Raw genomic sequence first — 25,519 nt, 5'->3', positions numbered from 1 at the left:
ATAGGTTATTAAAACTTTAACAATAAGGCTACTTGACCGGCATGGTAGGCATGATGTTGCACCAGACCATTGATCAGTTCGGCATTGTTCACGCCGGTGCCCAAGGCTGGATTACGCTCATCTTTTGTTGCGGCATCCCATTGATGGCTGCCCAGTTGGCCACAAAGGGCAATCAATTTTTCATTCGCCGCCTTAAATCCATTCAATATCCGTTCCCATTCCTCGGCAGAGTTTTCGTTCGGAACAGGCCAATCGCCAAGTGCTGGTTCCTTAGCCGGATGGCCATTTATCCTAGCTATCGTTTCTTCGGTCCAAGCCGTTAAATGCAACGCCAGCTCGGCAATAGAATGCGCATCGGGAATGGGATGGGTAAAAACCTTTTCGGCATTGGCTGCCCTAAGCAAATCGAGCGTATTGCTTCCATGCCATGGATCGCCATTATAAGCCTTGCTAAGTTCGTCTGCTAAATTGATCATAAACTATTAACGTTTACGAAGATGAATTGTTTAAAATGGCATTGGCACAATTGATCCCATCTATCGCCGCCGAAACAATGCCTCCGGCATAACCGGCACCTTCGGCACAAGGATACAAACCCTTAACCTGCGGATGCTGGTAGTTTTCCTTATCGCGCGGAATACGAACCGGTGAAGAGGTCCGGCTTTCCACACCTACCAGTATGGCCTCGTTGGTATAATAGCCTCTCATTTTCTTACCGAACAAGGGCAACGCGGCTTTTAGGCTCGACGCTACAAAGTCGGGCAGTATATTATCCAGCATTACGCTTTTGGTTCCCGGCAGGTAAGAGTTTTTAGGAAGCGAGATCGAAAGCTTGTTTTCTACAAAATCGACCATGCGTTGGGCGGGCGCCACCAAATGGCCTCCACCGGCTTCAAATGCCAAGTGTTCTATTTCCGACTGGAAGTTCAACATCCGCAAGGGGTCGTAGCCCTGCACATCGTCGAGCGTAACCTGAACCACCGTACCCGAGTTGGCAAAGGGGTTGTTTCTTTTGGAAGGCGACCAGCCATTCACCACAATTTCATCCAAACCTGTAGCGCATGGCGCAATGATACCTCCGGGACACATGCAGAACGAGAATACGCCTCTGGCCTTTACCTGTTCTACCATACTATAATAGGCTGGTGGCAAAAACTCGCTTCTCACATCGCAATGATATTGGGCACTGTCTATAATCTGTTGGGGATGCTCAATCCTTACGCCAAGCGCAAAGGGCTTAGCCTCAATCAGGATGTTCTTCTGGTTGAGCAACTCGTAAATATCCCTGGCCGAATGGCCGGTTGCCAGGATGACCGAATCGGCAAGCAACTCCTGGTCTTGGTTAACCACAATGCCCTTAACCTCGCCATTGGCTAAAATCAGGTCGGTAAGCTTGGCATCAAACAGCACATCTCCTCCGGCCTGGAGGATGGTTTCCCTGATGGCCGTAATAATTTGTGGCAGTTTATTGGTTCCGATATGGGGGCGGGCATCAATTAGGATATCTTCAGTTGCGCCATGCGCCACAAATAGCTGCAATACCTTATTAATATCGCCACGCTTGTTGGAACGGGTGTAGAGCTTGCCATCAGAATAGGTCCCTGCCCCGCCCTCGCCATAGCAATAATTAGATTCGGTGTTGACTAGGCCTTGCTTATTGATGGCGGCCAAATCGCGCCGACGCTGCTTCACATCCTTGCCGCGTTCTACCACAATGGGCTTCAATCCGTTTTCGATGCATTGCAAGGCCGCAAAAAGGCCAGCCGGACCAGCGCCTACAATGATTACACGCCTGGTATCCTTCACTTTAGGATAGCTTGCCAGTTTTTCTGGTATCGGTGCTTCTTCATTAATATAGGCCCGAACCTGCAAACGGTATACCACGCCCCTCCTCGACCGGGCATCGATAGAGCGTTTCAGCACCTGGTGGTGCCTGATCGTGTCTGCTTTAACGTTTAGGGCTTTAGCCAATTGAACCAGAATAGCTGCTGGATTGCCCACCTGCTCTGGGGCAATGGTAATTTCGATTTCTTTTTGCATAAAGGCTAGCCGGGTTTTTATCCCGAATAATACAAAATTACTAAATTGATAGCTAATTATCTATACATCCTGAACCAGGTTACGGCTTATCTCTCCGAAATATGCTATCTTTTTACTACCTTAGTTTGAACCTGTTACAATTGGGGATATGGCAACTTGTCAGCAATTTGTCTTCTTTAGTAACAAGGTATGGATATTGCTATCTAATTTGAAATAGAAACCTAAAAACAAAATAACAAAATGAAAAACGTAGTAATAGGAATAGTCGTAGTTGTGGCTTTGTTAGCTTTAATTGGCGGATGTGGTTATAATGGTCTTGTAAAATTAGACGAAGACGTAAAAACCAAATGGAACCAGGTTGAAACCCAGTATCAACGCAGGGCCGATTTGATCCCTAACTTGGTGAGTACCGTTAAAGGCGCGGCCAAATTTGAGCAGGGCACCTTAACTGCGGTAATCGAAGCGCGCTCAAAAGCCAGCCAAATTACGGTTGACCCTAACAAGCTTACCGAAGAGAACATCGAAAAATACCAGGCGGCACAAGGCCAGATTAGCCAAGCATTAGGCCGTTTGATGGTATTGACCGAAAACTATCCGGAACTAAAAGCTACCGATCAATTCAGGGACTTGTCTGCCCAATTGGAAGGCACCGAGAACCGCATTACCGTTGCCCGCAAGGATTTTAACGAATCGGTACAGGTTTACAATACCAAAGTAAGATCGTTCCCTAATAATTTAACAGCAGGAATGTTCGGTTTTAGCCCTAAAGCAGGCTTCAAAGCCGATGCTGGCGCCCAAAACGCTCCTAAAGTAGAATTTTAGTTACCGACCCAACATTTTAGGGTAATGCCTGTTTTAAACCAAAACACGCATTACCCTTTCTTATAAAAATACACACATGCCTCTTTTCAGTACACAAGAACAAGAACAGATAGCCAACGCCATAGCCGAAGCAGAAAAAGCAACTTCGGGCGAAATAAGGATAGCCGTTGAAAAACATTGCCATGGTAGTGCCATAGAACGGGCCACTCAATATTTTGCAGAACTTGGCATGGACAAGACCTCGCACCATAACGGCGTATTGATTTATCTGGCTCACGAAGACCATAAATTTGCCATCATCGGCGATCGCGGTATCGACAAACTGGTACCCGACGATTTTTGGGAAACCGCACAAGTGGCCATGAAAGCACATTTCATGAGTGGCAATTTGGCAGATGGCCTGATTGCGGGAATTTCTTTGGCAGGCGAAAAACTGGCGCTGTATTTTCCTTATCAAAATGGCGATGTCAATGAGCTGCCTAACGATATTGTATTTATAGACCAGGCAGAAAAAACCACCAAATGAAGAAACTCATCATCTTTTTTGTCTTAGCACTAAGCTATCACCTCGGTTTTACCCAGGATTTTCCGGCTAAGCCCACTACCTTGGTCAACGATTATACCCAAACCCTAACCGCCGAACAAATTACCAATCTAGAACGAAAATTGGTTGCTTTCGACGATTCTACCTCCAACCAGATTGCGGTTGTGATCGTAAAATCGGTGGGCGATTACGACATTAACGAGTATGCGTTGGAACTGGGCAGGAAATGGGGCGTTGGCGGCGACAAAACGAAAAACAATGGCGTTGTACTTTTAATCGCCCTGGGCGATCGGAAGCTTTCCATCCAAACAGGCTACGGTCTTGAAGGTGCTTTGCCAGATGTATACACCAAACGGATCATTGAAAACGACATCAAGCCCTACTTTAAGGACGGCGATTACTATCGTGGCATTGATGTCGGAACCAATTCTATCATCTCGCTCATCAAAGGCGAATACAAAAACACCAATCCCAAAGCTAAAACACCTGGTGGCAAAGGCACAGCAGGTATCATTGTGCTGATTATCATTGTTGTTATCTTTCTCATCATTCGCAAAGGCGGAGGCGGCAATGGCAGTCAGGTGATTGGCGGCAGAGGCGTTGCTGATGCTTTTTTCTGGAGCATGCTCTTAGGTGGAGGCCGCGGCGGCTCTGGTGGCGGAGGATTTGGAGGAGGTTTCGGCGGGGGCTCTGGTGGCGGAGGCGGTTTTGGAGGCTTCGGCGGAGGCAGTTTTGGCGGTGGCGGCAGCAGCGGCAGCTGGTAGTGTTTAGTTGGGCCTCAACAACCGCTTTAACGTTACAACCCTAAACCATTACAATTTTACAGTGCTCAACATGTACAGAAGAGACCTCATTACAGCAGAAATAGAAAAACTTGCCCAGGTTTTGGCCCGTATCATAGGTCTTAAGCAGGATGGCGATTTTGTGGCTTCCGATGAGCTACTGCAACAAACATTGGCTTCGAGCTTTGGCCTAAAACCAGAAACACTGTACGCTTCAGAACCCGATGCCTTTGGACTTTGGCTCGAACAAAGCGATTGGCCCGCCGAGAAATTGGATATGCTGGGTCAGTTTCTGTTCAATGAAATCGATCCGAATGGAGAACCTTTGGCCAACAAACTTTTGGCCACCAGGCTTGTCCTCGTTTATCAAACATTGGCAAGCAAACATCATATGGTGCATTTGGCCAATTTGAAGCGGCAAGATAGTATACAACAATACCTATAACAAACATGGAAATCTTAAAGTGGCAGAAACTCGCCTCAAAATACCTGGTTAGAGAAAAATGGGCAACTTTGCGCGTAGACACCTGCAAGCTGCCCAACGGAACGGTGAAAGACGATTATTATGTACTCGAATACCCAAATTGGGTAAACGCAATTGCCCTGACCAAGGAAAATAAAATCATTATGGTGCGCCAGTACCGCTTTGCGGCAGAGATCGTTTCGCTCGAAATTCCGGGTGGCGTAATAGACGATGGCGAAGATCCCGAAACAGCCATCAAGCGCGAGCTGCTGGAAGAAACAGGCTACAGTTTCGAAACCTGCGAACTGATTGCAACGCTTTATCCCAATCCGGCAACCTCCACCAACAGAACTTTTACCTACTTGCTAACCGGAGGCACAAAAACGCACGAACAGCATTTGGATGAGCACGAGATTTTAAACGTAGAAGAATACACCATTGAAGAAGTCAAGCAATTGCTGGCCGACAACAAAATAGACCAGGCGCTCCACGCGGCCGCACTTTTTTATGGCTTGATGAAAATTTAGTATTGCGAATAGCGTAATGTGCATTGCGAAGAAGTGAAACGCTGAGTAAGCCACAGCTTGACAAATCGCCCGATGCAATGCGAATTACAAATCCGCAGTTATTATGTTGGTCCGGAAATGTTTTCCGGACCAACATAAACCTGTCAACTTATGGCTAATTATACTATTTACCAACCGGCGGATGTTTCTCTTTGAGCATCTGCAGCATAGCCGGGAAGAAATCTTCAAATTTGGTATATTTTTTTCCCTCTCCGTAATTATCAATAATAAATGGCACCAGATCTTCTACATAAATAAAATCGCTGGCCGTTTCTCTGGCAACCTGCCTTTTAAATTCTCTCTCGGTACGATACTTTTTGTATAGGCTTCCTACAATTGCCCTGACCATATTTTCGTTGAGGCAATATTCCCACGAACCGATGCCATTTCGTTTCATGCCCTCATCGTCTTTGTTATAGAGATAAGCCATTGCATCGATCTCTTTTTTGTACTTTTTAAAAGAAGGCTCTAAAAATATATGGCTTCCTTCGTGCCAAACCAAATAATCGAAACCTTTGTATTCAAAAAAAGGCTTGTCGGCCACAGTTGATTTGGTATTGAAATAACCTGTATTGTACACAACCATATTGCTGAACTGTGGATTGATGTTTTTAGTGGTAATGGCATGCGAACCCCAGCTGTTTAGCGGATCGATACAGATGTACCAGGTTACATCTGTGTTAAAGCCGTAGAATTGCTGCAGCTGCTGCATAGTACCGCTATCGCTTACGTTTTGTTTAATGCCTTGCCCCCATTCTTCGTACTGTTTGGCATGAGCCTGATAAAAATCCCAAAACTTGGTATCTCTAAAAAAATCCTTGCACAGCCTGATATACTCCAGCACATTTTCCTTGCCATAGTTTTTATACCAGTTCAGTTCTTCGGTAGGCTCGTAAATCCTGATGTTCGGAAAATCGCTCATGGTCCAACCCAGTTCCGTCAAATCGGTATAAACCTTGTTAAAGCTTTTTACCTTAAGCACTGCCGGATGCTCCTTGTATTTGCCAAAATAATCCATCACTTCTTTGCTATAGGCAGACGGATTGGGTGCTGGAAATTTGTCGGCCAGGATTTGGACAATGGTAAACAGCTCTACGCCGGGATGAACCTTAACAATCAGTTTTTGTTGGGCTCGTGCACTGCTCATCAGTAAAAAAGCAAGTGCCAATAATTTGATCTTTTTCATTCGATTGGTTTTTTGGGCAAAGATGTATGCCTTGCCCCAAAGCAACCCGCTTAAATTGACCAACCGACCAAATGTATTGACCAACGCCTTAATCGAATAACAACCCATGTCTTTGCCGGTTTGTACCTAAAAAAACGGCGTTGATGTATTTTGCTCGTCCAATTGGTTAATTGATGATATATTTGGCTGATGCAGAAAAAATACAAAATCGGCTTGCATGTACTGGTGTGGACAGTCTTTCTTTTAAACGATTTACTGCCCAAATACTTTAGCAAGGCTTACCGGTCTTATAGCAACGATATCAATTCTTTTGCGCTTTTTGCCAAATACCTTGGGGTAAACCTGGGCTATTTGTTTTCGGGTATCGTTGTTTTTTACGGCGTGGCTTATTGGATCGCGCCCCTGGCTTTCAGACACAAAAAATGGATCCAAAGCATTTTAGCCACCCTTGCCCTGTGTATTTTTATTGTCGGCTACCGTTATATAATCGAATTTTGGGTGCTCAAGCCCTATTTGGATTTCGACAATTACTTTGGCAATATCCCCGAAACTTCCTGGTACATCAAAAATGCCTTGCTCTATTCTTTATATAGTTACTTCAGTTATGGCCTTATTTTTTTCTTCATCAACGAATGGTACATCAGCAATCGCAAAAAGAAGGAACTGGAACAGGAAAAAATAACCACAGAGCTGGCCTTCCTCAAATCGCAGATCAATCCGCACTTTTTGTTCAACACCTTAAACGATATTTATGCCCTCACCTATCGCCGTTCTGACGATGCCCCTGCAGCCGTACTCAAATTATCGGCCTTGCTGCGCTACATGCTCAAGGAAAGCGACGAGCAATTGGTACCGTTGGATAAGGAAATCGGCTACCTGCACAATGTGATCGAACTGCATAAAATTGGCCAAAAGGGAAATGCCTATATCGACTTTAAGGTAGAAGGCCATACCGAAGGCCTAAAAATTGCACCGCTCATCTTGATCAACTTTGTTGAAAATGCCTTTAAGCATGGCGTATTCGACGATCGTGAAAACCCCATACAAATCCAGATGGATATTATCGGCCAGCACATGGTCTTCAAAGTTTTCAACCTCAAAAACCATCACCAGAAAGACAAGACCGGTGGCATAGGCCTTAGCAACGTGCAAAGAAGGCTTAGCCTCATTTATCCGCAACAACATACGCTGGACATTGGCGATGAAAACGCTACATTTACCATTATACTTCAAATCAACTTGCAATGATCAGGTGCCTTATCATAGACGACAAGCCGTTGGCCATCGACATCCTCACCGATTATGTAAGCCAAATCTCCTTTTTAACGCTGGTACATAGCACCACGCATCCCTTGGAAGCCCTGCAACTGATCATGGACGAAAAGATAGATCTTGTTTTTTTGGATATCCAGATGCCCCAGCTCACAGGCATACAGCTGATGAAGATTGCACAAGGCAAATGCAAGGTTATTTTAACTACCGCTTACGCCGAGTATGCCTTAGACGGATTTGAGAACGACGCCATCGACTACCTGCTCAAGCCCATCGCTTTCGAACGTTTTTACAAAGCCGTACAAAAAGCGAAAGAGGTATTGGAAAGAACAGTTCCAACAAATACCAGCTTGCCCCTGTCCAATGCCAAGCCAGCCGACTATATTTTTGTACGGAGCGAGTACAAATTGGTAAAGATAGACCTCCACACCATTTTATATGCAGAAGGCCTGCAAAATTACGTCACTATTTATACCGAAACCGAAAAAATCGTTTCCTTGCAGAACATTAAAAAGCTGGAAGAGCAATTGCCATCTGCACAGTTTGCCCGCGTGCACAAATCATATATCGTGGGCATAGGCAAGATCAAAAGCATAGAACGCAATCGTATTTTTATAGGCAGCGAAGTCATTCCTTTGGGCGACGCCTATCGGGAAGCTTTTTACAAACAGATCGAACCCAAGGGCTCCTAAACAAAAAGCCCCGTTCTGATATAGAATCTGAACGGGGTTTCTGTTGAATTATAATTTCCCAATATATATTAACTCATCTTCAGTTTTTTCTGGATATCGTTAACGTAAGCTTTGAACTTCTTATCCGTTTCGATCAGGTCTTCTACTGTTTGGCAAGCATAGATTACGGTAGAGTGATCGCGTCCGCCAAAGAAAGCCCCAATGGTTTTGAGCGATGACTTGGTATGGCTTTTCGACAAATACATAGAGATTTGACGGGCCTGTACAATTTCGCGCTTACGGGTTTGCGATTTCACCATGTCAACCGGCACCTCGAAATATTCGCATACCAGTTTCTGGATATACTCCATCGAAATTTCTTTCGAAGTGTTTTTGATGAAGTTCTTCAGCATCTGCTTGGCCAAGGCCAAATCGATGTCTTTTTTGTTCAGGGTCGATTGCGCCAATAGCGAAACCATGGCACCTTCCAGCTCACGCACATTGTTATCGATGTTGTGCGCTACATATTCGATCACCTCTCCCGGCAGTTCGATGCCATCGGCATACATCTTTTTCTTCAGGATGGCAATGCGGGTTTCCAAATCAGGGATCTGCAAGTCGGCCGAAAGCCCCCATTTGAAACGGCTCAACAGGCGCTCTTCCAAACCGGCCAGATCTTTAGGTGCTTTATCAGAGGTCAGGATTACCTGTTTGCCCGATTGGTGCAAATGGTTAAAAATGTGGAAGAAGATATCCTGGGTTTTTTCTTTGCCTGCGAAATTGTGTACATCGTCCATGATGATAACGTCCATGGCTTGGTAGAAGTTCACAAAATCGTTGATTGTATTATTCTTTAACGAGTCGACAAACTGTTGGCAGAACTTTTCGCACGACACATAAATCACCAGTTTATCGGGCATGTTGCGTTTGATCTCGTTGCCAATGGCTTGCGCTAGGTGGGTTTTGCCCAAACCTACGCCACCATAAATCATCAGTGGATTGAACGAGGTACCTCCAGGCTTTGCGGCTACGGCATAGCCGGCAGAGCGAGCCAAGCGGTTGCAATCGCCTTCGATGTAATTATCGAAAGTATAGTTCGGATTTAACTGCGGATCTACGTTCAGCTTTTTAAGGCCTGGTATAATAAAAGGGTTTTTAATGTCTTTATTAATAGCTACCGGGATGGGCATCGATTGGATCTTTGCTTCAGCACCATTTCCGTTAGAAGGCATGTTGGTGGTGTAGGGAGAACCCGAGTTAGACGACTTGTCTACTACGATGTTATATTCCAGTCGGCCCTCATCTCCCAATTGCTTCTTTACCGTTTTGCGAAGCAAGCCAACATAGTGTTCTTCCAACCACTCGTAAAAGAATAAACTAGGCACTTGTATGGTTAAAACTTTGCCTTCCAATTTAAGTGCTGATATCGGTTCGAACCAGGTTTTGAAACTTTGGTTCGGAATGTTATCCTTAATAATTTGAAGACAGTTCTTCCATACTTCTGTACAAGTTTTTTCCATTGTAATTCTGTAATTTGTTGGTTTTCAGTTCTAAGAAGGGCATTACGGATGTGCCCTTTCGAGACATCGAATATTCAAAAAATTATCAACAAAAAAAACAAAATTTTGAATTAATTTGTAAGTACTTCATCAGCAGTAGCATAAACTAGTTAACCTAAATTTTTTATGTGGATAACTATTTTTTAACCCCAATTTAATACTCTCCGAACACACTTCTGAGGCTATCGGCAATTTCGCCCAAAGTGGCGTATTCCTCTACTGCAGCCAAGATATAAGGCATCAAATTCCGTTCCGTTTTTGCCGCTTCCTTCAAATTTTCCAAACTAATTTTCACCGCATCGTTATTACGCTCGGCCTTGAGCTTGTTGAGCTTCTCGGTTTGTATGGTCCTGATCGATTCGTCGATGTTGAGCACTTCGGTTAAGGCCTCGGTTTCCTGGGTAAATTTGTTCACCCCCACAATGATCCGCTCGGCACTTTCAATCTCCTTTTGGTACTGGTAGGCCGAGTTGGCAATCTCTTGTTGGATGTAGCCATTTTCGATGGCATTGACCGAACCGCCCATGGCATCGATCTTATCGATATAGGCCAAAGCCGCCGCCTCGATTTCATCGGTCAGGCTTTCTACAAAATAAGAGCCCGCCAAAGGATCAACCGTATCGGTAATGCCACTCTCGAAAGCAATAACCTGCTGAGTGCGCAAGGCGATTTTGGCCGCGGCTTCGGTAGGAAGCGAAAGCGCCTCGTCGTAGCCATTGGTGTGCAGCGATTGTGTACCGCCCAACACGGCGGCCATAGCCTGGTTGGCTACCCGCACCACATTGTTTAACGGTTGTTGTGCCGTCAAGGTAGATCCCCCGGTTTGCGTATGGAAACGTAGCATCATGGCCTTCTCGTCGGTTGCGCCCAAGGCCTTGGTGATGTGCGCCCACATGCGGCGTGCCGCACGGAACTTGGCAATTTCTTCGAAGAAATTGTTATGGCAATTAAAGAAGAACGACAAGCGCTTGGCAAAAACATTAATATCCAAGCCTTTTTCTAAAGCGGCATTTAAATAGGCTTTGCCATTGGCCAAGGTAAAGGCAAGCTCCTGCACTGCCGTAGAACCGGCTTCGCGGATGTGGTAGCCTGAAATAGAAATGGTATTCCATTTGGGCACTTCCTTGCTGCAGTATTCAAAAATATCGGTAATGATGCGCATGGAAGGCTTAGGCGGATAGATATAAGTTCCCCTAGCGGCATATTCCTTTAAAATATCGTTTTGGATGGTTCCCGAAATTTCCTTCAAGTTCGCCCCCTGCTTTTTGGCCAAGGCAATGTACATGGCCAATAAAATCGAAGCCGTAGCATTGATGGTCATGGAAGTGGTAATTTGCTGCAACTCGATGCCATCAAAAAGGATTTCCATATCCTTCAGCGAATCGATGGCCACGCCTACCTTTCCTACTTCGCCTTCGGCCATTTCATGATCCGAATCATAACCGATCTGCGTAGGCAAATCGAAAGCTACCGACAATCCCATGGTGCCTTGAGCCAACAGGTAGTGGTATCTTTTGTTCGATTCTTCGGCGGTAGAGAAACCCGCATATTGCCTCATGGTCCATAAACGCCCCCTGTACATATCTTTTTGGATGCCCCTGGTAAAAGGGAACTTTCCAGGCATTTCATCCGAAGGCTTGGCAACAGTATATATATCTTTGATTTCAATACCAGAAGTGGTGGTGAACTTTTTCTCCGTCATAATTAATCTATTTGGTTATACTATAATATATAGGTGGCCTATGGCCATGCCACTAAAACAGGATATGGATATCTTGTTTGAGCAAATCTATGGTTAGCTGGTAGGGGTTTTGTTCGATGCTGCTCATGTGTAGCAGTATTTTGCGACTCAAATCTATACCGCTAGCCTCTGGTGGTAATCCTTCTACGGTGTTGTTGATCATGGCAATGGTATCGTCCTTGAGCTTTCGCACCACGTCCCAGCTTGCTGCACTGATATACAGTTGCTGTGTAATGTTGTGCTGGTATTCGGCATTTACCTCGTTAATGATCAGGGCCTGCAAGGCCGAAAGCGCTATGCCCGACTGGTGCAAGCGAACCAGCAGGTTTGCGGGGTTAATGCGCTCGATAAAAATAATTACCCGCTCATAGGCCTGCAAGCGCAAGGGCAATAACGTGGCGCGCTCCTCTTTTTGGCGCTCCAGCGATTTGAACCTAAAGTAATGCTGGATATCTCCCTTGACCAAAAGATAAGCTACTGTTACGGCAATAATGCCTCCCAGGCCCATGATGGCCGCTTGGGTTAAAAAATGCGCAATGTTCATTTTATTTGTTTATAAACCGTAATATTAATAAGTGCGACGGACAAAAATGTGCATTTATATTTATATTTGTTGAGTAATTTATTTTTTTCAATGGTTGGAACAGTTGCTAACCTAATTGCCATCCAAAACAATTGGGCCAAACTGGGCTGCTAATTTTAAATTTTATGAGTAACGTAGAAACTGCTTTTGCGCCTGTATCTTTTACTGAAACCGCAACAAAGGAAATCAAAAAGCTGAAAGACCAACAAGAGATTACCGAAGATTTTGGTTTGCGCGTTGGTGTGGAAGGCGGCGGTTGCTCTGGAATGAGCTATGTTTTGGGCTTTGACCAAAAGAAAGAAGGCGATCAGGAATTTGAGATCGACGGCATCAAAATATTCATGCATAAGGCACACCAAATGTACCTTTTGGGCATGCAAATAGACTGGCAAGACGGATTAAATGCAAGGGGCTTTACCTTTAATAACCCGAATGCCACCAGCTCATGCGGTTGCGGCACGAGTTTCTCGGTTTAACACATGATTGTTTGTAACATTTTAACAGGTCTCGTTGTCTTAACAGCGGGACTTTTTATTTTTATCCTCAACCGAATTTTATCTCCATCTGATGACTTATACTGAAAACGTAAGGCTTGCACTACAATCCATTAAAAGCAATAGGCTGCGCACCCTGCTTACCGCATTGATTATTGCTATTGGCTTGTCGGCCCTGGTTGGCATCTTAACCACTATCGATGCGATCAAAAAAAGCATGACCGAAGCATTTTCGAGTATGGGCGCCAATTCTTTTAACATCCGGAACCGGGGCACCGGCATCCGTATTGGCGGTTCGGGCAAACGTCCGAAACCATTCAAGTCTATCCGCTACGAAGATGCCATTGCGTTTAAGGAGCGATTGAACACGCCTGCCAAAGTAGCCATTAGCGTATATGCTACTTTCGGCTCTACCGTAAAATACGAACAGGAAAAAACCAACCCCAACACCAACATCCAGGGGATTGACGAAAACGGATTGGGCTCTTTAGGCCTGGAACTTTCGCAAGGGCGGAATTTTAATGCGGCCGAAGCACTGAGCAACAACAACATTTGCATTATCGGCAACGAAATCGCAAAGATTTTGTTCAAAGGCCAGCCTGCTATCGACAAGATTATCATGGCGGGCAACAACCGCTTAAGGGTAATTGGGGTATTGGCACCAAAGGGTTCGAGCATGGGCCCCAGCAGCGACCGGGCCGTATACATTCCCTTGTTCAAGGCCAAGCTCATCAATGCCAACAGTAATCCTTCTTATACCATCACCGTAATGGTGCCCAACAATGATTTGATGGACAACATTATTGGCGAGGCTACCGCAGAATTCAGGAATATCAGAAAGGTAAAAATAAGCGAACCCAACAATTTTGAAATCACCAAAAGCGATGCTGTTGCCCAAACGCTGTTCGAAAACCTCAAGTATGTGGTTATTGGTGGCGTGGCCATCGGCGCCATTACCTTATTGGGCGCCTCTATCGCCCTGATGAATATTATGCTGGTTTCGGTTACCGAAAGAACCCGCGAAATCGGGGTAAGAAAAGCCATCGGTGCCAACCCTGCCGTAATTCGCAAGCAGTTTTTGATTGAAGCCGTCGTAATTTGCCTGATCGGTGGTGCATTTGGTATTTTGCTGGGTATCGGCATCGGCAATATTATTTCGAGCATGATGGGCGGTTCGTTTATCGTACCGTGGTCGTCTATCGGTGGAGGCTTTGTAATCTGCGTATTCGTGGGAATCGTTTCAGGTTACTACCCTGCCAAAAAAGCTTCGAAACTGGATCCGGTTGAGGCTTTGAGGTACGAGTAGGCTTGTGAAAAGTCTGAAGCCTGAAATCCGAGGTCCGAGGTTGATAGTCAATGGCTGATGGCCAATGGTCTATTGTCATAGCAGCGTGCCCTTAACAATCTAATGACCAATGAACCCATAAACCTTATTAAAGCAAAAGGTTGTTGAGTTGTGGTTGCGAGAGGATATTTTGTAAGCGCTCTACGTATAAGCTTTCTTTCAAGGCATCAGCATGGCGCAAATGGTGCATATCGCTACCCAAAAAATCAATACAGTAATTATCCACCAGCTCATCGGCCGCCTGTTTGCACCCTTTGCCGTAATAACCCGTAAGCGAAATGGTATTCAACTGCAGCATACAGCCCGTATCCCTGATCTGCTCATAGCTTTCTAAAGAATTCTGATAGTAAGGGTAACGCTCTGGATGCGCCAAAACAGGCTGATAGCCTGCATCCTGCATTTTGGCTATGGCTTCGAACAAATTATGTGGCGGATTAACAAACGAGAGCTCAAAAAGCAGGAAGTTTTGGCCAAAGGTCAGTACGTTTTTCTTGGCGATCTTGTTTTCGAATGTTTCGTCCAAATAATACTCGGCAGCCGCCTCTACTGCTAAATCGATTTCGTTTTGCTGCAGGCCTTCTCTCAGGATATCCAATCCTTTTTGGATGGTTTCGGGAGTATTGCGGTAATAATCGGCCATGATGTGAGGTGTGGCTACCAACTTTTTAAAGCCCAGAGCCTTGAAGCGTTTGGCCAGCGCCAAAGAATCGTTGATGTTTTTTGCGCCATCATCAATACCCGGAATAATATGCGAGTGCATATCCGTTCCGATAGCGGAAAAGTTAAACTCAGGCTCCTTTTTCTTTTTAAACAACCCGAACAAGCTTACCTCCCTTTGTATTGGTTAGCATAATAGGCCTGATAATGGCCCGAAGTTACGTTATTGAGCCATTCTTCGTTATCCAAGTACCAGTCTACGGTTTTTTCCAGGCCTTCTTCAAACTGCAGGCTGGGCACCCAACCCAGCTCCTTTTGCAGCTTGGTCGAATCGATGGCGTAGCGAAGGTCGTGCCCCGCCCTATCGGTTACAAAGGTAATGAGCTTGGCCGATTCGCCTGCCTCACGCCCCAGTTTGCGGTCCATAATCCGGCACAGCAAGTGGATCAGGTCTATGTTTTTCCATTCGTTGTGCCCACCGATATTGTAGGTTTCTCCGCTTTTGGCTTGGTGAAAAATAACATCGATGGCACGGGCATGGTCTTCCACCCAAAGCCAGTCGCGCACATTCTCGCCCTTGCCGTAAACAGGCACAGGCCGGTTGTTTTTGATGTTGTTAATGGCCAAGGGGATTAATTTCTCCGGAAAATGGTGCGAGCCGTAATTGTTAGAGCAATTGGAAATCACCACATCAAGACCATAGGTATCGTGATAGGCCCTAACAAAGTGATCTGAACTTGCCTTCGAAGCCGAGTATGGGCTATGCGGATCGTAAGCCGTACTTTCGGTAAACATTCCCGTTTCGCCCAGCGCACCGTAAACCTCGTCGGTACTTACATGATAAAAGCGTTTGGCTACATAATTATCTTTCCAATATTCTCTGGCCGCGTTCAACAGGTTAACCGTACCGATTACATTGGTCATTACAAAAGCCAAGGGATTGGTAATGGAACGATCTACATGAGATTCGGCCGCCAAATGGATTACCGCATCAAAGTCTTCGGTTTTGAACAACTGGTTAATATCAACCGCGTTGGTAATGTCCATCTTGACAAAGCGGTAATTGCTTTTATCTTCCAGATCGGCCAGGTTGGCCAAGTTACCGGCATAAGTCAAAGCATCGAGGTTTACAATTTCGTACTGCGGATAGTTGTTTACCATCCTGCGTACCACATGCGAGCCAATAAAACCCGCACCACCTGTAATTAATATCTTCTTCATAACTTATACTTGTTCGGGCAGGTCCAGTTGCTTGGCAACTGTTGCCATGTTTCCTTGGTATATCTTGGTTAATATCTTGTTCATTTCATCCCTCAAGTCGTACTGGAGGTCTTCGTGCAAGCCTTTAAACTTCCGGATCGTCATCAGCACATACTTTACAAAGTAATTGGCTAAGACCTGCTCGTGGTTCCTGTACGACGAAAAAAGGCCGGTTTTAAAACCTAGTTCCGTATGGTTAACCAAAAACAGCCTGAGTTCTACTTCTTCATAATTGGCCTTGGTTACCTTGTAATTATGGTTCAACTGCTTGGCCAATTTACGCAATTGGGTCAGTACCTCTTTCGCATTTAGGTTTTTTAACGTTTTAAGGCCTTGCATTACCGTAACAATATTCTCCTTTAAGGCTGATACACGTTGCTTTAGGTCTTCTTCGTTTTCTAAAAGCACGAAATGAAGACGCTCGGTAAGCACCTTGTCTTTTCCCACCAAGCGAAGCAAAAGCTTATCTTTTTCTTTTGGCGGCAATGCCAAAATTTCTTGTTTAAGTTCCTTATGCTCGCTTAATTTCATTTAAAAGGGATTTGCTTTCAAATATTCCTCCCAAGCCCAGGCCGAACTCATCATTTCTTCTACACCAAGTTCGGCTTTCCAGCCCAGTACCTTATTAGACAAGCTCACATCGCCAAAGGTTTTTTCAATATCGCCTTCCCTGCGCGCACCAATTACATAATTCAGTTTTACACCAGTCGATTTTTCGAAGGCATGGATGACTTCCAATACCGATGAGCCTTTGCCTGTGCCTACATTAAAAACTTCGTAATTGGCGCCATCGCCGTCTTCCAGTCTTTTGATGGCCGCCACGTGTGCTTTGGCCAAATCAACCACATGGATGTAATCTCTGATGGCCGAACCATCTGGCGTATGATAATCGTTGCCGAAAACGGTAATCGGACCACGTTTGCCAATGGCTGATTGGGTAATAAACGGCACCAGGTTTTGTGGCACGCCAATAGGCAATTCGCCAATCAGCGCCGATGCATGTGCACCTACCGGATTAAAGTAACGCAGGGCAATGACTTTCAACGACGGCGTTACGGCACAGGTTTCGGCCAAAATTTCTTCGGCAATCTGCTTGGTGTTGCCATAAGGCGACTCGGCTTTCTTTACCGGTGCGCTTTCGGTTACCGGCAATACATCCGGCTGTCCGTAAACGGTACACGACGACGAAAACACCAATTTAATGTTGTTTTGGTAAGCCGTTAGGATATTAATGAGCGAATAAAAATTGTTTCTGTAGTATTTGAGGGGCTGCTGCACCGATTCGCCAACTGCTTTGAAAGCCGCAAAATGGATAACGCCACTAATATCTTGGTGCGCCTGCGCAAAGGCATGTACACCCTGCTCGTCGGTGAGGTCCAACTTGACAAACTCTGGCTTCTTGCCCGAGATTTTTTCGATCTGGTCTAAAATTTTCGGGTTCGAATTAGACAGGTCGTCTACTATGACAACATCGTAGCCTGCATTAAAAAGTTCAACTACGGTATGCGAGCCAATGTAGCCTGCTCCTCCTGTTACTAAAATCTTTTTCATTGTTTTTCGGGTAGGGTATATGATTTATTGTTTGTTATAGGTATTAAAGTCTTTATGCTCTTTGTTCACCAAAGCTTCTTTGGGCAACGATTTGAAGTACTCGTAGGTAATCTTCAGGCCTTCGGCTCTTGATACCTTCGGTTCCCAGCCCAACAGTTCCTTGGCTTTTGTAATATCCGGACGGCGTTGTTTGGGATCGTCAACCGGAAGGTCTTTGCAGACTATTTTCTGGTCGGTTCCTGTGAGCTTGATGATCTCTTCGGCAAAATCCATCATGGTAATCTCGTCGGGGTTGCCGATGTTTACCGGCAGCGCATAATCGCTGAACAGCAGGCGATAGATGCCTTCGATCAGATCGTCTACATAACAGAACGAACGCGTCTGGCTGCCATCGCCAAATACGGTCAAGTCTTCGCCCCTCAGCGCCTGCCCAATGAAAGCAGGCAATACGCGCCCGTCGTTCAGTCGCATGCGTGGCCCGTAGGTGTTGAAGATGCGCACAATGCGGGTTTCCAGCCCGTGGAAGGTATGGTAGGCCATGGTCATGGCTTCCTGAAAGCGCTTGGCCTCGTCGTAAACGCCACGCGGGCCGACCGGATTTACATTGCCCCAGTATTCTTCGGGCTGTGGGTTGACCGTTGGATCGCCGTATACCTCCGAAGTAGAGGCAATGAGTAACCTGGCCTGTTTTGACTTGGCTAAACCCAACAGGTTATGGATGCCCAGCGAGCCCACTTTGAGGGTCTGGATCGGAATTTTCAGGTAGTCTATCGGACTGGCCGGCGAGGCAAAGTGCAGGATATAGTCGAGGTTGCCCGGTACGTGCACAAACTTAGATACGTCGTGGTGGTAGAATTCGAAATTCTCCAGCTTAAACAGGTGCTCGATGTTACGCAAGTCGCCGGTAATGAGGTTGTCCATGGCAATGACATGGAAATCTTCCCTGATGAAGCGGTCGCACAAGTGTGAGCCTAAAAATCCGGCTGCCCCGGTAATCAATACTCTTTTCCGTTCCATTATACGATCAGTTTGCGTCCAACGCTGTTGTAATAATAACCGAGGTCTACCATTTTCTGCAGGTCGAACAGGTTCCTGCCGTCGAAGATGGTTTTATTGGCTAGGAGGCCTTCCATTTTTTCGAAATCCGGGTTGCGGAACACCGACCATTCGGTAGCGATCAGCAAGGCGTCTGCCCCTTGCAAAGCCTCGTACTGGTTGTTGGCATAGTCGATTTTATTGCCTAGCAAGGCTTTTACATTATCCATCGCTTCCGGATCGAATGCGGTAACCTTGGCACCACGGATCAACAGCTCGTCGATAATGTACAAAGCAGGCGCCTCCCTGATGTCGTCGGTTTCTGGCTTGAAGGCCAATCCCCACAAAGCAAAGGATTTGCCTTTGATGTCGCCGTTATAGTATTTGAGTAGTTTGTCTACCAATATCGTTTTTTGCTTCTCGTTTACCTGCATTACCGCTTTCAGCAACTGGAAATTATAGCTGTTGCTTTCGGCGGCTATCGCCAGCGCCTGCACGTCTTTAGGAAAGCAGCTGCCTCCGTAGCCGATGCCCGGAAAAAGGAAACGCTTGCCTATACGGTCGTCGGAGCCGATGCCCCTGCGCACCGCGTCAACATCAGCACCCACAATTTCGCACAGGTTGGCGATTTCGTTCATGAAGGTAATCTTAGTGGCCAGGAACGAGTTGGCGGCATATTTGGTCAGTTCCGAAGAACGTTCGTCCATAAAGAAGATCGGGTTGCCCTGGCGCACATAGGGTGCGTAGAGCTCAGCCATCAGTTTCTGTGCCTTTTCGCTGCGTGTGCCAATCACTACACGGTCTGGTTTCATGAAATCGTCGACCGCAACGCCTTCGCGGAGAAACTCCGGATTGGAAACCACATCGATTTCCACCTGGGTGTTCTCGTTAAAAACGGCCTGTACCTTGTCGGCCGTACCCACTGGCACAGTAGACTTGTTGATGATCACCTTGTACTCGGTTACCAGCTTCGAAATATCCTTAGCAGCACCCAAGATGTACGAAAGGTCGGCCGCACCGTCTCCGCCCGGAGGGGTTGGCAGGGCCATGAAGATGAGTTGCGATTCCTTGACCGCGTGGGCAAGATCGGTAGTGAACGACAAGCGTCCCTGCTCGATGTTGCGGTGGAACAGCACGTCGAGGCCGGGTTCGTAGATCGGCACTTTGCCATTCTTCATCTGCTCTACCTTAGCCTTGTCAATATCTACACAGATGACATTATTGCCCGTTTCTGCCAGGCAAGTTCCGGTAACCAAGCCTACGTATCCTGTTCCAATTACTGCGATCTTCATATATTAATTGAAGGTTTTAAATTTAATCGTTTATCTTCGGACGAAGATAAGAATTTAAGATGCAAAATGCTTTGGATTTATAATATTGGGATTGTCATTTATGGGCTTTTGGTAAGATTGGCATCGCTGTTCAATGCGAAAGCCGCACTCTTTGTTGCGGGAAGAAAAAACAGCTTCGAAAAAATGGCACAAAAAATAAATCCAGCCGACAGACCGATATGGTATCATTTTGCTTCGTTGGGAGAATTTGAACAGGGACGGCCGGTACTTGAAAAGTTGAAATCGCAATATCCGAACGTTAAAGTTGTGGTTACTTTTTTTTCGCCTTCGGGCTATGAGATCAGAAAAAACTATCTTTTGGCCGACGGTATTTTCTACCTGCCTTTAGACACGCCAAGCCACGCCCAAAAATTTGTGGCATTGGTTAATCCACGATTGGCTATTTTTACCAAGTACGAGTTCTGGTACCACTATTTCAAAACCCTGCATCAGCAACAAATTCCAATTTACATCATTTCGGGAATTTTTAGGCCAAATCAGCTCTTTTTCAAGCCCTATGGTGGCTTTTACCGAAAAATGCTTGGCTTTGTCAAACATTTCTTTGTCCAAAATGAGGAAAGCGTTCAACTCCTGCATGGAATCGGCATTAACAGGGTAAGCCTGAGTGGGGATACGCGTTTCGACCGAGTTTTTGAAAATGCGCTAAGGCCAAAGCAGCTTCCTGAAATAGAGGCTTTTTGTGGCCAAGAACCTGTTTTGGTGGCAGGCAGTACATGGCCAGCCGACGAGAAGCTATTGGTGGCACTGGCCAATCAAAACCCAGACTGGAAATTCATCATTGCACCGCATGAAATCGGTGCTTCGCATATTTCCGAAATCGAATTGTTGTTCCCAAACGCGGTTAAGTTTTCAGTCCTCGGTTCTCCATTGGCCCAAAGCTCCAATCTAAAATCTAAAATCTTAATTATTGACAACATCGGCATGCTTTCTTCGCTTTACCAATATGGCAAATTAGCCTACATCGGTGGCGGCTTTGGTGCAGGCATCCACAATACTTTGGAAGCCGTTGCTTTCGGTTTACCTGTTATTTTTGGCCCCAAATACGACAAGTTTCAGGAGGCCAAAGATCTAATAGCCATCGGCGTAGCCCAAAGCATTGGCAATGAAAACGAATTGCTCCATGCTTTTAACAGCTTAAAAAGCGAGGAGGAACTTAAACACAGAGCCAAAACCTACATCGAAAACAAAAAGGGGGCTACCGACATGATTATCGGTTACATCAAAGAAGAAATGAAGTTGTAATTTTTAGCTTTTGGCCAGGGCAACCAGGGCTTCTACAAATTTAGGATGGTCATTCAGGCTTTCAACCAACTGTACATGTTCGCCTCCCAGTTCCCTAAATTCCTTATGGTACTCCACCGTGATTTCGTAAAGGGTTTCCAGGCAATCAGCCACAAATGCGGGGCTAAACACCAACAAACGCTTTTTGCCCTCCTGAGCCAACCTTTTCAATACATCGGTGGTATAAGGCTGTACCCAAGGCTCTTTACCCAAGCGAGATTGGAAACAAACGGTATAATTTGCTTTGGCTATGCCCAACTCTTGGGCCAACAACCTTGCCGTATCATGGCTCTGGGCCGAATAGCAAAATTTATTGGTATCGTTTAAAGTTTGGCAACAAGCTTCATGTTTTAGGCAATAGCTTCCGGTATGGTCGCATTTAAGCAGTTGACGCTCTGGCAGGCCATGAAAACTGAACAAAACATGATCATAGGTTTCGGGACGATGTTTCCTGGCATTTTCGGCAAAAACCTCTATCATCAACTGGTTATCGTGAAAAGAATTGACAAAGCTGATGTTCGGTATGGTAGCCCATTTGCCTACCAGTTCCATGACCAGCTGCATAACCGAGCCGGTACTTGCAGAGGCATACTGCGGAAACAAGGGAATTACCTTGATGCTTTCGACCAAGCCTGCCTTTAATTTGGCTAAGGCAGCTTCGATAGATGGGTTTTGATAGCGCATGGCCAGCTCTACCTGGTAGCCATCGCCCAATTGCTCTTGCAGCATGGCGGCCTGTATCCTGCTGTAGTACAACAAAGGCGAGCCTTTCTCGTTCCAGATTTCCTTATAAAGCTTGGAGGTTTTAGGGCTACGGAATGGCACGATAATGCCTTTAACCAATAGGGTACGGTTAAATTTGGGAATGTCGATTACCCTGCCATCCATTAAAAACTGATCTAGATATTTCTTTACGTCTTTTACTTCCGGACTATCTGGCGTACCCAAATTGACTAATAAAACTCCCTTTTTTCCCATAATTATAGTTCAAAGATTACCCCTATTGTTGGCAATATATTACCACTGGTGTTGGTTAATAATTTTGTTCTGAAACGTGTTGGATCTCCCAAGGCATCTTGCGGATTACCATTGGCATCTCGGTCTAGCACCAGCTGCGCCTGGGTTTCGTATTTGTTATAAGTTAAATTCTGAATGTCCAAATATACGTTAAGGTTAAATTTCTTAAAAGGGTACTTTTTATCCACCCTTACATCGAGCTGATAAAAACCTTTTAAACGGCTGTCATTCAACCTATCGTAATCAGGAATTCCTTGCGGAAAAACCGAATAATTACTTTTTAATGATGAATAGGCTATATCATAAGGCGTATAAGGCGCCCCGCCACTTAACCGCAGCTTAGCACCGATTTCCCAGTTCCGAGGCAAAAGCTTTCCGGCCGTCATGCTCAAAATGTAGCGGTTGTTCCAGCTCGACTGCACATATTCTCCATTCTTATCTTCAAATTCGCTCCTGAAAAGAGTAAGCGCCAAAATACCGTAAAATCCCCGGTTTAAGCGCTGTTGGGCAAAAAACTCCAAGCCATAGCTTCTGCCTTTGGTGGTCCCCATTACAGGCTTATTGCCCACTACGCCAAAATCTGCACCCAAATTAGCCAGGGGAACATCATCATTAAATACCTTAACCATTGGATAATTACCGTAGTGTTTGTAAAACCCCTCAACCGTAAACTTGGTGTTTTTGAGGGTGTTGTATTCAAATCCTGCCACCAGTTGCGACGACCTGATATAGTCGATATTGGCATTGGCCAATATGCCACCAGTCTGTTCCCTAAAGCCCAGCACGGTATAAGCAGGCAGTTGATAGTAGATGCCCGTATTGAAGTTGAAGCTTATTTTTTCGCTAAAGTTATACGATGCCGAAAAACGTGGAGAAAGCGTTTTTAGCGGATTCCCCATTTCACTATTAAAACTATTTCCATCTAGTCTTAATCCAAACGAAAGGTTTAACTTATTGTCCAGGTAAGGTGCGCTCACTTGTGCAAAAGCGCCATATTTGATCAAGTCGATTTCTGAAGCATAGTTTTCGGTGCCTCCCGGCAAAACCTGCAGGCTATTGGTGGTATAATTGGCTGTTTCGATCCCTGCTCCAAAATTGATTTTGTAGCTGCCTTCTAGCGACGAATTTTCGAACCGTAGCTTGTTTTCGGTCTCGGTAGAACGATAATTCAAGGTCTGCAGTTTGTTTTCGTCATTATCTTGAAACTTATCGGCCCTATTGCTCAGGTAATTCCTGCTTAGCACAAAAGTTGAAAAGCCCTTTGAACGGTAATTTTTATAAACCGCGCCAATGGTGTAGTTTTCTTGCTTATTTTCGGGCAGATTGGCCAAGATATACTGATTGTTTTCCGTTTGCTTCGTATTAAAATTGAGCACTGATTTGTCTAATGCACCCAAACCCAATAGCGTTAATTCGTTCTTGGTATTGAAACGGCTTTTGAGCTTGAACTGGAAATCTTGGTAAGAGGGTAAAAAAGGAAGGCCCAGTACCTTAAAAAGGCCTTGCAAATAAGACAGGCGGTATGAAGCCATATAGCTTGTCTTTTCGCCGATTGGCCCCTCTCCCATCAGGGCAAAATCACTAGAGCCCAAAGTTAACGATGCCTCTGGCCTTACCTGACTGCCATCTTTTTGCTTGAATTCGAATACGGAACTTAACGCATTGCCTCTTGCGGCCGGAAATGCTCCTGAATAGAAATCGACCTCTTTGATAAAATCGACATTGATCAGCCCAACAGGACCGCCTGAGGAACCTTGGGTAGTAAAATGATTGATGTTCGGAATTTCGACCCCATCTAAATAAAAGCGATTCTCGTTTGGTGCACCTCCACGAATAATGATGTCATTGCGAAAACTGACCGGCGCCGAAACCCCAGGCAACGACTGGATTACTTTAGAAATATCACGGTTACCTCCAGGATTTCGCTTAATTTCGGTAGCTCCAATAGTCCTGAGCGACAAGGGGCTTTCTATAGGCTTGATAAATTTTGGCCTTTGGATAAGCACCTCATTCAGCTTGCTAACCTCGGCCTCCAAGGCAACATCCATGGTCATTGGCCTGGCATTGCTTACCAAAACATCAAATACCGCCTTCGATTGGTAACCTACAAGACTGAACTGAAGATTATAAACACCGGGCAACAGGCCATTGAGCGTATAATTACCTAAACTATCAGAGATAGCAACCTGTTGTTTGCCCTGTATGGCCACATTTACCCCCATTAAGGGCTGATTGCTAAAAACATCGGTTATTTTACCCTTTACCATAGCATTTTGGGCAAAAACATGAACAGAGGAAATCAGAAAAACAAAAAGTAGAAAGCGTTTCTTCAACATCATCTTAATTTAATCTTAATTAATTGTACTACGAAGAAAATGGTCGAACGGATTGACATAAACAAATTTCTTGATTTGCTTAGTAAGCCTCTAGTGTGGTTTTTACGTTTTCCATAAGCCACATCGGGGTTGAGGTAGCACCGCAGATGCCTACTTTATCGCTTGGAGAGAACCAGTTTTTGTCCAGTTCTTCTACATTGGAGATAAAGTAAGAATTGTCATTGTGCTTTTTGCATACATCGTAGAGCACTTTGCCGTTCGACGATTTTTTACCTGATACAAAAACGATCTTGTCATAACCGGCCACAAAATCTTCCAGTTCTTCGTAACGATTAGAAACTTGGCGGCAAATGGTATCGTTGGCTTTTACTTCATAGCCCCTATGGAGCAACTCTTCCTTAATCTGGTAGAATTTATCGGTACTCTTGGTGGTTTGGCTGTACAAGGTAAACTTATTGGGCAGCTGCAGCGAGTCGAGTTCGGCCAGGTCTTGAAAAACAATGGCTTTGCCATCAGTCTGCCCCTGCAGGCCAATCACTTCGGCATGGCCATGCTTGCCAAAAATCAGGATCTGTTCTTTATCGTCGTGCGAGTTTTTAATCCGGTTCTGCAGTTTGAGTACCACCGGACAAGAAGCATCGATCAGCGTGAGGTTGTTATTGAGTGCCAACTCATAAGTTGAGGGGGCTTCGCCGTGCGCCCTGATGAGTACTTTTTCGTTAGAAAGCTGACGCAGCTGCTCGTGGTCGATAATGCGTAACCCCTTAGCTTTTAAGCGTTCTACTTCTTCGTCGTTGTGTACAATATCGCCCAGGCAATAGAGGTAATCCTCATGGTCGAGGATATCTTCGGCCATATCAATGGCGTATACTACCCCAAAGCAGAAACCCGACGACTTGTCAATCGTAACGTTTAAATTGTACTCCATCCTGCGCTCTGTTATTTTTCACAAAAATACATAA

The 25,519-nt window shown here is 45.4% G+C and carries 25 protein-coding genes; 10 read left to right on the top strand and 15 right to left on the bottom strand.

Translation table 11 applies throughout. The annotated features are described in order from the left end of the window. Positions 1–8: 8 nt before the first annotated feature. Both AC6H1S_RS03175 and AC6H1S_RS03170 read right to left on the bottom strand, forming a co-directional pair. Positions 9–476: a DinB family protein gene (locus AC6H1S_RS03175; protein ID WP_497565077.1), complete on the bottom strand. Its 468-nt coding sequence runs from the start codon at positions 474–476 to the stop codon at positions 9–11. A gap of 13 nt (positions 477–489) precedes the next feature. Next, positions 490–2,040, bottom strand: a complete 1,551-nt coding sequence (locus AC6H1S_RS03170) for an NAD(P)/FAD-dependent oxidoreductase (RefSeq protein ID WP_497565076.1) — start codon at positions 2,038–2,040, stop codon at positions 490–492. 240 nt (positions 2,041–2,280) lie between these two features. On the opposite strand from AC6H1S_RS03170, the gene AC6H1S_RS03165 reads away from it, so the two are divergent. From AC6H1S_RS03165 to AC6H1S_RS03145, 5 genes are all read left to right on the top strand, one after another. Next, positions 2,281–2,862: a LemA family protein gene (locus AC6H1S_RS03165; RefSeq protein ID WP_199136955.1), complete on the top strand. Its 582-nt coding sequence runs from the start codon at positions 2,281–2,283 to the stop codon at positions 2,860–2,862. Between the two features lie 76 nt (positions 2,863–2,938). Then, positions 2,939–3,388, top strand: a complete 450-nt coding sequence (locus tag AC6H1S_RS03160; protein ID WP_199136953.1) for a TPM domain-containing protein — start codon at positions 2,939–2,941, stop codon at positions 3,386–3,388. Beyond that, entirely contained in the window at positions 3,385–4,170 is a 786-nt protein-coding gene (locus AC6H1S_RS03155; protein WP_497565075.1) for a TPM domain-containing protein, read from the top strand. Before AC6H1S_RS03160 ends, AC6H1S_RS03155 begins: the two co-directional genes overlap by 4 nt. 70 nt (positions 4,171–4,240) lie before the next feature. Beyond that, positions 4,241–4,633: a hypothetical protein gene (locus AC6H1S_RS03150; RefSeq protein WP_497565074.1), complete on the top strand. Its 393-nt coding sequence runs from the start codon at positions 4,241–4,243 to the stop codon at positions 4,631–4,633. A gap of 5 nt (positions 4,634–4,638) precedes the next feature. Beyond that, positions 4,639–5,178: an NUDIX hydrolase gene (locus AC6H1S_RS03145; protein ID WP_199136947.1), complete on the top strand. Its 540-nt coding sequence runs from the start codon at positions 4,639–4,641 to the stop codon at positions 5,176–5,178. Between the two features lie 163 nt (positions 5,179–5,341). Here the strand turns inward: AC6H1S_RS03145 and AC6H1S_RS03140 are convergent, their stop codons facing one another. Further along, positions 5,342–6,403 carry a DUF4932 domain-containing protein gene (locus AC6H1S_RS03140; protein WP_199136945.1) on the bottom strand — a complete coding sequence of 354 codons (1,062 nt, stop codon included), beginning with the start codon at positions 6,401–6,403 and terminating at the stop codon, positions 5,342–5,344. Between the two features lie 189 nt (positions 6,404–6,592). Here AC6H1S_RS03140 and AC6H1S_RS03135 point away from each other — a divergent pair, with 189 nt between their 5' ends. After that, complete coding sequence (locus tag AC6H1S_RS03135) at positions 6,593–7,651, top strand: sensor histidine kinase (RefSeq protein ID WP_497565072.1); 1,059 nt, start codon at positions 6,593–6,595, stop codon at positions 7,649–7,651. Beyond that, positions 7,648–8,367 carry a LytR/AlgR family response regulator transcription factor gene (locus AC6H1S_RS03130; RefSeq protein ID WP_199136941.1) on the top strand — a complete coding sequence of 240 codons (720 nt, stop codon included), beginning with the start codon at positions 7,648–7,650 and terminating at the stop codon, positions 8,365–8,367. Before AC6H1S_RS03135 ends, AC6H1S_RS03130 begins: the two co-directional genes overlap by 4 nt. A 68-nt stretch (positions 8,368–8,435) precedes the next feature. On the opposite strand, the gene dnaA is transcribed toward AC6H1S_RS03130, so the two are convergent. The 3 genes from dnaA to AC6H1S_RS03115 all read right to left on the bottom strand — a co-directional run bounded on the left by dnaA (position 8,436) and on the right by AC6H1S_RS03115 (position 12,190). After that, entirely contained in the window at positions 8,436–9,866 is a 1,431-nt protein-coding gene (dnaA, locus tag AC6H1S_RS03125) for a chromosomal replication initiator protein DnaA (RefSeq protein WP_199136939.1), read from the bottom strand. 193 nt (positions 9,867–10,059) lie between these two features. Beyond that, complete coding sequence (locus tag AC6H1S_RS03120; protein ID WP_199136937.1) at positions 10,060–11,607, bottom strand: acyl-CoA mutase large subunit family protein; 1,548 nt, start codon at positions 11,605–11,607, stop codon at positions 10,060–10,062. A gap of 52 nt (positions 11,608–11,659) precedes the next feature. Next, a complete protein-coding gene (locus tag AC6H1S_RS03115) occupies positions 11,660–12,190 on the bottom strand; it encodes a DUF7935 family protein (RefSeq protein WP_199136935.1) in 531 nt (176 codons plus the stop codon). Between the two features lie 164 nt (positions 12,191–12,354). On the opposite strand from AC6H1S_RS03115, the gene AC6H1S_RS03110 reads away from it, so the two are divergent. Beyond that, entirely contained in the window at positions 12,355–12,705 is a 351-nt protein-coding gene (locus AC6H1S_RS03110) for a HesB/IscA family protein (protein WP_199136933.1), read from the top strand. Between the two features lie 91 nt (positions 12,706–12,796). Beyond that, a complete protein-coding gene (locus tag AC6H1S_RS03105) occupies positions 12,797–14,029 on the top strand; it encodes an ABC transporter permease (protein WP_199136931.1) in 1,233 nt (410 codons plus the stop codon). A gap of 127 nt (positions 14,030–14,156) precedes the next feature. Here the strand turns inward: AC6H1S_RS03105 and AC6H1S_RS03100 are convergent, their stop codons facing one another. Genes AC6H1S_RS03100 through AC6H1S_RS03075 form a run of 6 tightly spaced genes read right to left on the bottom strand, consistent with a single transcriptional unit; the run spans position 14,157 to position 19,863 of the window. After that, positions 14,157–14,882, bottom strand: a complete 726-nt coding sequence (locus tag AC6H1S_RS03100) for a tyrosine-protein phosphatase (RefSeq protein WP_233165632.1) — start codon at positions 14,880–14,882, stop codon at positions 14,157–14,159. Between the two features lie 11 nt (positions 14,883–14,893). After that, positions 14,894–15,946: a dTDP-glucose 4,6-dehydratase gene (rfbB, locus tag AC6H1S_RS03095; RefSeq protein ID WP_497565071.1), complete on the bottom strand. Its 1,053-nt coding sequence runs from the start codon at positions 15,944–15,946 to the stop codon at positions 14,894–14,896. Positions 15,947–15,949: 3 nt separating this feature from the next. Continuing rightward, entirely contained in the window at positions 15,950–16,516 is a 567-nt protein-coding gene (locus tag AC6H1S_RS03090) for a hypothetical protein (protein WP_199136925.1), read from the bottom strand. Beyond that, positions 16,517–17,536: a UDP-glucose 4-epimerase GalE gene (galE, locus tag AC6H1S_RS03085; protein ID WP_497565070.1), complete on the bottom strand. Its 1,020-nt coding sequence runs from the start codon at positions 17,534–17,536 to the stop codon at positions 16,517–16,519. Between the two features lie 24 nt (positions 17,537–17,560). After that, positions 17,561–18,553, bottom strand: coding sequence for a UDP-glucuronic acid decarboxylase family protein (locus AC6H1S_RS03080; RefSeq protein ID WP_199136921.1), 993 nt, complete (start codon positions 18,551–18,553; stop codon positions 17,561–17,563). Then, positions 18,553–19,863 carry a UDP-glucose dehydrogenase family protein gene (locus AC6H1S_RS03075; protein WP_199136919.1) on the bottom strand — a complete coding sequence of 437 codons (1,311 nt, stop codon included), beginning with the start codon at positions 19,861–19,863 and terminating at the stop codon, positions 18,553–18,555. The genes AC6H1S_RS03080 and AC6H1S_RS03075 overlap by 1 nt, the downstream gene beginning before the upstream one ends. Before the next feature lie 66 nt (positions 19,864–19,929). On the opposite strand from AC6H1S_RS03075, the gene AC6H1S_RS03070 reads away from it, so the two are divergent. Beyond that, a complete protein-coding gene (locus AC6H1S_RS03070; RefSeq protein WP_497565068.1) occupies positions 19,930–21,165 on the top strand; it encodes a 3-deoxy-D-manno-octulosonic acid transferase in 1,236 nt (411 codons plus the stop codon). 3 nt (positions 21,166–21,168) lie between these two features. On the opposite strand, the gene hemH is transcribed toward AC6H1S_RS03070, so the two are convergent. From hemH to AC6H1S_RS03055, 3 genes are all read right to left on the bottom strand, one after another. Then, positions 21,169–22,182: a ferrochelatase gene (hemH, locus tag AC6H1S_RS03065; RefSeq protein WP_497565067.1), complete on the bottom strand. Its 1,014-nt coding sequence runs from the start codon at positions 22,180–22,182 to the stop codon at positions 21,169–21,171. 2 nt (positions 22,183–22,184) lie between these two features. Next, positions 22,185–24,560, bottom strand: coding sequence for a TonB-dependent receptor (locus tag AC6H1S_RS03060; protein ID WP_497565066.1), 2,376 nt, complete (start codon positions 24,558–24,560; stop codon positions 22,185–22,187). 76 nt (positions 24,561–24,636) lie between these two features. After that, positions 24,637–25,485, bottom strand: coding sequence for a 4-hydroxy-3-methylbut-2-enyl diphosphate reductase (locus AC6H1S_RS03055; protein WP_199136911.1), 849 nt, complete (start codon positions 25,483–25,485; stop codon positions 24,637–24,639). Positions 25,486–25,519 lie beyond the last annotated feature (34 nt).

Source organism: Pedobacter sp. TM02, assembly GCF_059705275.1.
This window is presented reverse-complemented; position numbering and strand designations above follow the sequence as displayed.

Excerpts from the sequence above, each read along its gene's own strand:
- AC6H1S_RS03135 (WP_497565072.1), top strand. The coding sequence starts at position 6,593 with ATGCAGAAAAAATACAAAATCGGCTTGCATGTACTGGTGTGGACAGTC.
- AC6H1S_RS03105 (WP_199136931.1), top strand. The coding sequence starts at position 12,797 with ATGACTTATACTGAAAACGTAAGGCTTGCACTACAATCCATTAAAAGC.
- AC6H1S_RS03130 (WP_199136941.1), top strand. The coding sequence starts at position 7,648 with ATGATCAGGTGCCTTATCATAGACGACAAGCCGTTGGCCATCGACATC.
- AC6H1S_RS03075 (WP_199136919.1), bottom strand. The coding sequence starts at position 19,863 with ATGAAGATCGCAGTAATTGGAACAGGATACGTAGGCTTGGTTACCGGA.
- AC6H1S_RS03080 (WP_199136921.1), bottom strand. The coding sequence starts at position 18,553 with ATGGAACGGAAAAGAGTATTGATTACCGGGGCAGCCGGATTTTTAGGC.
- AC6H1S_RS03140 (WP_199136945.1), bottom strand. The coding sequence starts at position 6,403 with ATGAAAAAGATCAAATTATTGGCACTTGCTTTTTTACTGATGAGCAGT.
- AC6H1S_RS03160 (WP_199136953.1), top strand. The coding sequence starts at position 2,939 with ATGCCTCTTTTCAGTACACAAGAACAAGAACAGATAGCCAACGCCATA.
- AC6H1S_RS03175 (WP_497565077.1), bottom strand. The coding sequence starts at position 476 with ATGATCAATTTAGCAGACGAACTTAGCAAGGCTTATAATGGCGATCCA.
- galE (WP_497565070.1), bottom strand. The coding sequence starts at position 17,536 with ATGAAAAAGATTTTAGTAACAGGAGGAGCAGGCTACATTGGCTCGCAT.
- AC6H1S_RS03090 (WP_199136925.1), bottom strand. The coding sequence starts at position 16,516 with ATGAAATTAAGCGAGCATAAGGAACTTAAACAAGAAATTTTGGCATTG.
- AC6H1S_RS03055 (WP_199136911.1), bottom strand. The coding sequence starts at position 25,485 with ATGGAGTACAATTTAAACGTTACGATTGACAAGTCGTCGGGTTTCTGC.
- AC6H1S_RS03145 (WP_199136947.1), top strand. The coding sequence starts at position 4,639 with ATGGAAATCTTAAAGTGGCAGAAACTCGCCTCAAAATACCTGGTTAGA.
- dnaA (WP_199136939.1), bottom strand. The coding sequence starts at position 9,866 with ATGGAAAAAACTTGTACAGAAGTATGGAAGAACTGTCTTCAAATTATT.
- AC6H1S_RS03110 (WP_199136933.1), top strand. The coding sequence starts at position 12,355 with ATGAGTAACGTAGAAACTGCTTTTGCGCCTGTATCTTTTACTGAAACC.
- AC6H1S_RS03060 (WP_497565066.1), bottom strand. The coding sequence starts at position 24,560 with ATGATGTTGAAGAAACGCTTTCTACTTTTTGTTTTTCTGATTTCCTCT.
- AC6H1S_RS03155 (WP_497565075.1), top strand. The coding sequence starts at position 3,385 with ATGAAGAAACTCATCATCTTTTTTGTCTTAGCACTAAGCTATCACCTC.
- AC6H1S_RS03170 (WP_497565076.1), bottom strand. The coding sequence starts at position 2,040 with ATGCAAAAAGAAATCGAAATTACCATTGCCCCAGAGCAGGTGGGCAAT.
- AC6H1S_RS03115 (WP_199136935.1), bottom strand. The coding sequence starts at position 12,190 with ATGAACATTGCGCATTTTTTAACCCAAGCGGCCATCATGGGCCTGGGA.
- AC6H1S_RS03165 (WP_199136955.1), top strand. The coding sequence starts at position 2,281 with ATGAAAAACGTAGTAATAGGAATAGTCGTAGTTGTGGCTTTGTTAGCT.
- hemH (WP_497565067.1), bottom strand. The coding sequence starts at position 22,182 with ATGGGAAAAAAGGGAGTTTTATTAGTCAATTTGGGTACGCCAGATAGT.
- AC6H1S_RS03120 (WP_199136937.1), bottom strand. The coding sequence starts at position 11,607 with ATGACGGAGAAAAAGTTCACCACCACTTCTGGTATTGAAATCAAAGAT.
- AC6H1S_RS03150 (WP_497565074.1), top strand. The coding sequence starts at position 4,241 with ATGTACAGAAGAGACCTCATTACAGCAGAAATAGAAAAACTTGCCCAG.
- AC6H1S_RS03070 (WP_497565068.1), top strand. The coding sequence starts at position 19,930 with ATGCTTTGGATTTATAATATTGGGATTGTCATTTATGGGCTTTTGGTA.
- rfbB (WP_497565071.1), bottom strand. The coding sequence starts at position 15,946 with ATGAAGAAGATATTAATTACAGGTGGTGCGGGTTTTATTGGCTCGCAT.